At 63.2% G+C, this 7,365-nt stretch carries 6 protein-coding genes; 1 reads left to right on the top strand and 5 read right to left on the bottom strand.

Annotated elements, in window-relative coordinates; all coding sequences use genetic code 11:
- From HP499_RS17960 to HP499_RS17940, 5 genes are all read right to left on the bottom strand, one after another.
- Nucleotides 1-614 (bottom strand): iron chelate uptake ABC transporter family permease subunit (locus tag HP499_RS17960; RefSeq protein WP_172325554.1); only part of this gene is annotated, 614 nt, incomplete at its 3' end.
- Nucleotides 615-640: 26 nt separating this feature from the next.
- A complete protein-coding gene (locus tag HP499_RS17955; protein WP_172325553.1) occupies nucleotides 641-1,591 on the bottom strand; it encodes an ABC transporter substrate-binding protein in 951 nt (316 codons plus the stop codon).
- A gap of 169 nt (nucleotides 1,592-1,760) precedes the next feature.
- Entirely contained in the window at nucleotides 1,761-2,909 is a 1,149-nt protein-coding gene (locus HP499_RS17950; protein ID WP_172325552.1) for a mannitol-1-phosphate 5-dehydrogenase, read from the bottom strand.
- Nucleotides 2,909-4,951: a PTS mannitol transporter subunit IICBA gene (locus HP499_RS17945; protein WP_172325551.1), complete on the bottom strand. Its 2,043-nt coding sequence runs from the start codon at nucleotides 4,949-4,951 to the stop codon at nucleotides 2,909-2,911. The genes HP499_RS17950 and HP499_RS17945 overlap by 1 nt, the downstream gene beginning before the upstream one ends.
- A 68-nt stretch (nucleotides 4,952-5,019) precedes the next feature.
- Complete coding sequence (locus HP499_RS17940; RefSeq protein ID WP_017198635.1) at nucleotides 5,020-5,742, bottom strand: TetR/AcrR family transcriptional regulator; 723 nt, start codon at nucleotides 5,740-5,742, stop codon at nucleotides 5,020-5,022.
- A gap of 127 nt (nucleotides 5,743-5,869) precedes the next feature.
- On the opposite strand from HP499_RS17940, the gene HP499_RS17935 reads away from it, so the two are divergent.
- Nucleotides 5,870-7,365 (top strand): putative PEP-binding protein (locus HP499_RS17935; RefSeq protein ID WP_172325550.1); only part of this gene is annotated, 1,496 nt, incomplete at its 3' end.

Here is a 7,365-nt window from a genome sequence, read left to right as displayed (position 1 = left end):
ACGATCCACAGCAGTTCATACCGGCCCCGGAGCACACCGGAGAAGTCGCCGATCATCCAGTTGCTGAGGGTTTGGAGGAGGTCAAAACGGTAGGCGAAGAACGTAGTGACGGCCGCGATGATGCCGCCCAGCATGATGCCCACCAACGGAATCAACAGGGTGTTCCGGGCAGGGAGCCTGCGGAGGATGGCCAGGAACAGGGCCGTACCCAGGACGGCGAACACCGAAGCCACCAGCATTTTGCTGAGGATCGGAGAGTCCGGAGCCAGCACAGTGACCACCAGGATCCCGAGAGTGGCCGACTCAACGGTGCCCACCGTGGACGGCTCAACAAAACGGTTTCGCGCCATGAGTTGCATGATCAACCCGGCAACGGCCACTGCCATCCCGGCCAGGACCACGGCAACGGTGCGCGGCACCCGGGAGACCCAAAAGATTTCCCAGGCACCGGCGTCGTTGGCCAACAGAGCGGGTAGCGAAACATCGCTGACGCCCACGAAGATGCTGCCAACAGCGATCACCAGCACCACGACAGCAGCCGCAACCAGGCGGGCGGTTTCGCTCGTCCGGTTGCGGCTCGCTGCTGCCGTGGGGCGCACGGCTGTAGTTGTCACGTCAGGATTTCAGGTGAAGCGGAAGGTCAGGCGACGGAGTCGGCCACTGCGGTGACCATGGCCTGGACGTTGTTCAAGCCGTAGCCAACGATGTACCAACCGGCGGGATCGAGGTTGACGATCTTGTTGTTCTTGGCGGCGTTGGTGGACTTCACGAGCTCGTTGTCCAGGATGGGGTTGGCGGTGGAACCGGCCGTGCCGATCGCGGTGTCGCGGTTGATGACGTAGAGGATGTCCGGGTTGGTGTCCTTGATGTATTCAAAGGAAACGGCCTCACCGTGGGAGCCTTCAGTCTTGACGTCGGCGGCGGTGGGAACGCCCAGGACGTCGTGGATGATGCCGAAGCGTGAGCCGGCGCCGTACGCCGTGACTTCGCCACCTGAGGTCAGGACGATCAGGCCCTTGCCGGCAGAGGCGGCCTTGGCCTTGGTCTCTGCCACCGTCTTGTCTACTTCTGCAAGCTTGGAGGCGACTTCGTCTTCCTTCTTGAAGATCTTGCCGAGCTTCTCAGTCTGGGCCTTGAAGCTTTCCATCGGCTTGGCCGCATCCACGGAGAGATCGATGGTGGGAGCGATCTTGCTCAGTTCCTCGTAGGCGCCGGCGGTGCGGCCGGAGACGATGATGAGGTCCGGAGCTGCGGAGCTGACGGCTTCGAAGTCGGGTTCCTTCAGGGAGCCAACCTTGGCGTACTTGGCCTCGGAGAACTTCTTGAGCGCCTCCGGGTAGCTGGCCTCGGGAACACCGGTGGGCTCGACGCCGAGCGCGTTCATGGTGTCCAAAACGCCGAGATCGAAAGTAACAACCTTGGCCGGGTTCACGGGAACGTTGGAGGTGGAGCCTTGGGCGTGCTCAATGGTGATGGTGCTGGCTTCCTCGGGCTGCGAAGACGCCGTTGCCCCGCCTCCACACGCCGTAACGGTCAGCAAGGCGGCCCCTGCAGCCAGTGCCCCGATGTAGCTCGACAGCCTCTTTTTCACGCCGGTACTCCGCTCACTAATAAGTCATAGATGTGTTGCCTAATTGCTTTTTGACTCTATTAGTAAGGTGAGGCTAACTTCAAAACCGAAAGGCCCTCCAGCGGGTCTTTGTGACTGAAGTCACGTATTTTTCTCCCGCTGGAGAGCCTTTGTTACTTTCGGATGGCGTTTAGGCTTCGGTTTGCCGGTCCTCCACAAGCTTCCGGACCGCAGGGAACAGCGGGTGCGACGCCGTCAGTTCCGTAATCCGCTCGACGACGGCGGCCGCGTCCAGTTCGGACAGCAAGGAGGCGAGCTCCACGGCTTCGTCATCGTTGCCGTCGTCGAAACGCAGCGCTGCGGACATCGCTTCCAGGAGAGCCACCGGCGTCACGCCGCGCTCTGCCAACTCCGCCGCAGGACCAACAAAGCGCTCGTGCCGGCTGAGCTTCCGCAACGGCGCACGGCCCACCCGGTTTACGGTGTCCGGCAGGTGCGGATTGGTGAAGCGGGACAGGATCTTCTGCACATACGCTTCCTGCTCGGCTTCAACGAATCCATGCTTGGCTACCAGCAGTTCCTTGGTTTCCTCCAGCACAGCCCGGACCTTGGCAGCCACGGCCGGATCAGCCATGGCATCGGAGATCTTTTCCAGCCCGGCTTGGTAACCGAAATACGCTGCCGATGCATGGCCGGTGTTGACCGTGAACAGCTTGCGCTCAATGTACGGGCCCAACTCGTCCACGAAGGTAGCGCCCGGGATTACCGGCGCATTTCCGTCAAACGGCGTGCGGTCAATGACCCACTCATAGAAGGTCTCCACCGTGACGTCCAAGCCCTGACCGGGCGCCTGGTTGGGGACAATGCGGTCCACAGCGGTGTTGGCAAAGACCGCGAGGGCGTCCAAGTCGCCCGCCGAGTCGTCCCAGGCCGCCCGGATCTCCGTGCGTAGGAGGTCCGTGGCGTTGATGGCGTTCTCGCAGGCCATGACCTGCAGCGGCGGCAAATCCGTGGACCGGGCGGCCAGCCCGCGGGCGATCACCGGCGCCACGAACTTCAGGATGTGCGGCCCCACAGCAGTGGTGACAACATCCGCCGTCGAGATTTCCTCCACTACCGCGGCTTCCTGCGAACCCGAGTTGAAAGCGCGGAAACCGGTGACGGTCTTGACCGCCGGATTCTCGCCGACCTCGTGGACGTCGTAGCTGCTGGCCGATGCAAGCTGGCTGATCAGCGCGTCCGCAACATCAGCGAACACCACCTCATAACCGGCCTCGTGCAACAGCAGTCCCACGAAGCCACGCCCGATGTTGCCTGCCCCAAAATGGACTGCCTTCACTATGCATTGACCTTTCCGAACAGCTCCAGGACTTCGTCAACCGTGGTGGCTTCTTCCAGCTGGGCAACCTGTGCCTTGTTGGTGAAGATCTTGGCGATTGAAGACAGGATGTGGAGGTGCTCATTGTTGAGGCCGGCCACGCCGACCACGAACTTCACTTGCTTGCCGCCCCAGTCGATTCCCTGGGGGTAGCGGATGATGGACACGGCCGAGTGGTTGATGTGTTCCTTGGCATCGTTGGTGCCGTGCGGGATCGCCAGGAAGCTGCCCATGTAGGTGGACACGGATTCCTCGCGCTCGTGCATGGCGTGGACGTAGCTGACATCCACGGCACCGCGGTCCAGCAGGAGCTTTCCGGCCTCGTCGATCGCCGCGTCACGGTCCGTTGCGGTTCCGTTCAGGATCACGCTTTCGCGGAGCAGGACACCTTTACCTTCGACGGCGGCGGCCGGTTCAGCGGTATGCGCACCCTGGGCGGGGGCTGCTGTTGTTGCAGCTGCGGTGGGCTGTGCGCCGGCGGCGGGTTCCGTCGTCGTGCCTGAAGCCGCGCCGTCAGTGTTGCTGCTGCGGACCAGCTCAACAATGTCGTCATACTCGGGGCTGTTCATGAAGTTGTCCACCGAGTAGTGAACGGCGCTGGCCGTCCTCGGCTGGGCTCGTTCAGTCAGGTCCTGGTGCGTGACCACAACGTCGTAGTTGTCGTTGAGGTTGGCAATGGCCGAGTTGGTGACCTTGACGTCAGGGAAGCCGGCCGCCTTGATTTTGTTGCGCAGGACCGAGGCGCCCATGGCACTGGAACCCATTCCGGCGTCGCAAGCGAACACAATGTTCCGGACCGGACGGGTGAGCACGGTGCCGTCCTGGGCGCCAGCGCTGTTGCCGGTCAGCGCCGAGGAGACCGAGCTCTTCTTGCCCTTCATGGCTTCCATGCGGGAGGTGGCCGCGGAGAGGTCGTCGTCGCCCTTGTTCTTGGACGTACGCAGGATGACCGCGGCAATCAGGAAGGACACGGCCGTGGCCAGGATGACCGCCAGGATCACGCCAACGTAGCTGTCACGGGATGTCTGCGCGAGCACCGCGATGATGGAACCCGGAGCGGCGGGAGCCACAAGACCGGAGTTGGTGATGGCCATGGTGGCGATGCCCGCCATGCCGCCGCCGATTGCAGCGAGGATCAGGATGGGCTTCATCAGCACGTACGGGAAGTAGATCTCGTGGATACCGCCGAGGAAGTGGATGATTGCTGCGCCCGGAGCCGAAGCCCTGGCGGCGCCCCGTCCAAAGAACATGTACGCCAGCAGGATGCCGAGGCCCGGGCCGGGGTTGGCTTCCAACAGGAACAGGATGGACTTGCCCTGTTCCAAGGACTGCTGGATGCCCAGCGGGGTGAGTACGCCGTGGTTGATGGCGTTGTTGAGGAAGAGGACCTTGGCCGGCTCGATGAAGATGCTGGTCAGTGGCAGCAGGCCGTTGTTGACCAGGAAACCAACCACTGCACCGGCGCCATCAGTGAAGCGCTGGACAACCCAGGACAAGCCGTAGAAGCCGCCCAGTGCCAACAGCGCGCCCCAGATACCGGCGGAGAAGTTGTTGACCAGCATTTCGAAGCCGGGGCGGATCTTGCCATCCCACAGGGCGTCGATCTTCTTCATGGTCCAGGCACCCAGCGGGCCCATGATCATGGCGCCGATGAACATTGGCGCATCCGTGCCTGCGATGACGCCCATGGTTGCGATAGCACCCACCACACCGCCGCGGACGTCATAGACCATCCGGCCGCCCGTGTAGGCGATCAGGATCGGAAGGAGGTACGTGACCATGGGGCCGACGATGCCCCCGTTGGGATCACCCTCGGCATTGGTGCCGAAACCGCCCAGTTCAGCGACTGGAAACCAGCCCTTCTCGATGAAGAGGGCCGTGATGAGGCCCCAGGCGATGAAGGCGCCGATGTTGGGCATGATCATGCCGGACAGGAAGGTGCCGAACTTTTGTACACCAACGCGCACGCTGGTGCGGGGCTTCGCAACTGTCTCTGTTGCCATGTGAATTCCTAACGTGTGTCCCGCGGCGGCGCGGGGTCAGTCGATATAGATCGAGAGAGAGCGCAGCCTTAGGAGCTGCTGGAAATGCGGTGAAGCCATTCAAGGAAAAGCTTCAGTTCAGAGCTGGAAAGTTGGTCTGAATGCGAGGCCTGCAGTGCCGCATTCAGGGCGATTGCCGCAACAACTACCGAGGACTTACCGGAGTCCTCCGCTGCGGCGCCACGGGCGGTGTCCGTGGAGACAGCAAAAATCATGGAATCCCGGGTCATCGTTGAGAGCTCGAGGTTCCGTTCCTCCACCGGTTCGGCGATCAGCATGAGCGTGACGCCCACGTTGGCCGCCAAGATGCTGCGGGCAGCCTCGCGGGGCGGCACGTTGATCTGACCGGCAATGGCGGCCTTGTTCAGCATTTCTTCCAGGAGTGCTTCAGCATCTGCCACGATTGCCGGGCGACTCTCAGGCCTGATGTTGCCGAACATGACCAGGTAAAGATGGGGTTGGCTCAGCCCGAACTGGACGTGGTTGTCCCACATCCGCCGGACGTCTTCCAAGGGCTCCCCGGACGGTGCAAAATCCCGCTCCCCTGCCACATACTCTTCAAATCCGGCCGATACGACGGCGTCGAACAAGCCTTCTTTGTCGCCAAAGTGGTGGTAGAGCGTTGGCGCCGTGACCCCGGCAAGCTTGGTGATCTGGCGCGTTGAGACCGCTGACCCCTCCGAATTCGCCAGCAACTCGGCCGCTGCGCGAAGCAACCGAATTTTGGGCGGAAGCTGGTCATCGAAACTCATAACCGCTACCCTAGCACCTATAGCGTTGCTATATGAAGTGGCTCACAAAGGAATTTTGTAGGCTAGTTTTCGAGGCTCCCGGTGCCGTCGCCGGAGGCCTGAACCACAAGCAGGAACAGAGGATTCAGTGCAGAATTTCCAAGGAGTAGGGGTAAGCCCTGGCCGCATCATTGGTCCCGTCCGCCAGATGCCCAAGCCGGTGAGCGAACCGCCGTCGGGAGAACGATTGGGCGCGGACGTCAGTCCGGACGACGCCGTCGCGGGCTTGAAAGCGGCCGCACAGGCCGTCCATGACGAGCTCAAGGCACGCGCGGACAACGCTTCCGGCGACGGCAAAGCCGTCCTCGAAGCCACCGCCCTCATGGCCAAGGACACCATGCTCCTAAAATCGGCGGGCAAGCTCATCAAAGCCGGCTCCTCTGCTGAGAGGGCCATCTGGGAAGCGGGCGCGTCCGTCTCCGAAATGCTGCACAACCTGGGCGGCTACATGGCCGAGCGCGCCACGGACGTCCTGGATGTGCGCGCCCGGATCGTGGCCGAGCTCCGTGGAGTTCCTGCTCCCGGCATCCCCGCCTCAGACACGCCCTTCATCCTGGTGGCCGAGGACCTCGCTCCCGCCGACACCGCAACACTGAATCCCGCGGTGGTGCAGGCACTGGTGACCTCAGGCGGCGGACCGCAGTCCCACACCGCCATCATCGCCCGCTCGCTCGGCCTGCCCGCAGTGGTGGCGGCACATGGCGTTGACGACATCGCCGATGGAACCGAGATCTATGTGGACGGCGCGGCTGGTTTCGTTGCCGCTTCACCCACGGATGAGCACCGCGCGGCCGCTACCGCGTGGGCGGAAACCTCCGCCACCCTCGCCGAATTCGACGGGAACGGCACGACGGCGGACGGCCACTTGGTCCCGCTTCTGGCCAACGTCGGCGGAGCCAAGGACGCCGTGGCAGCTGCCGCTTTGGGCGCCCAGGGAGTTGGGCTGTTCCGCACCGAATTCTGCTTCCTGGAGCGGGACACCGAACCCTCCGTGGACGAGCAAGCCGCAGCTTACAAGGCCGTCTTCGATGCCTTCCCGGGCAAGAAGGTTGTCCTGCGCACCCTTGACGCCGGCGCGGACAAGCCCCTGCCCTTCCTCACCGATGCCACCGAACCCAACCCCGCGTTGGGTGTACGCGGCTACCGCACCGACTTCACCACACCAGGGGTCCTGGAGCGCCAACTCGAGGCAATTGCCCGGGCCGCTTCGGAATCCGAGGCCGATGTGTGGGTCATGGCCCCCATGATCTCCACGGCTGCCGAAGCCGGCCGTTTCGCCTCGCTGTGTGCCGCGGCCGGGATCCAGACGCCGGGTGTCATGGTGGAAGTTCCTTCCGCTGCATTGACTGCCGCCACTGTGCTGCGGGAAGTCGGGTTTGCCTCGCTGGGAACCAACGACCTCACCCAGTACGCCATGGCTGCCGACCGCCAGCTCGGACCCCTCGCCGAACTCAACACCCCCTGGCAGCCTGCCGTCCTTCGGCTGGTGCAGCTCACTGTTGAAGGTGCTTCCCAGGAAAGCACGGGCCGGGAGGGCGCTGCAAAGCCCGTGGGCGTCTGCGGTGAGGCGGCTGCGGACCCGGC

Origin of the sequence: Paenarthrobacter sp. CM16 (assembly GCF_013179505.1) — a bacterium.
Classification (GTDB): domain Bacteria; phylum Actinomycetota; class Actinomycetes; order Actinomycetales; family Micrococcaceae; genus Arthrobacter.
This window is presented reverse-complemented; position numbering and strand designations above follow the sequence as displayed.

Bases quoted from the DNA above. Each gene is read 5' to 3' on its own strand.
- HP499_RS17945 (WP_172325551.1), bottom strand. From the start codon at position 4,951: ATGGCAACAGAGACAGTTGCGAAGCCCCGCACCAGCGTGCGCGTTGGT.
- HP499_RS17940 (WP_017198635.1), bottom strand. From the start codon at position 5,742: ATGAGTTTCGATGACCAGCTTCCGCCCAAAATTCGGTTGCTTCGCGCA.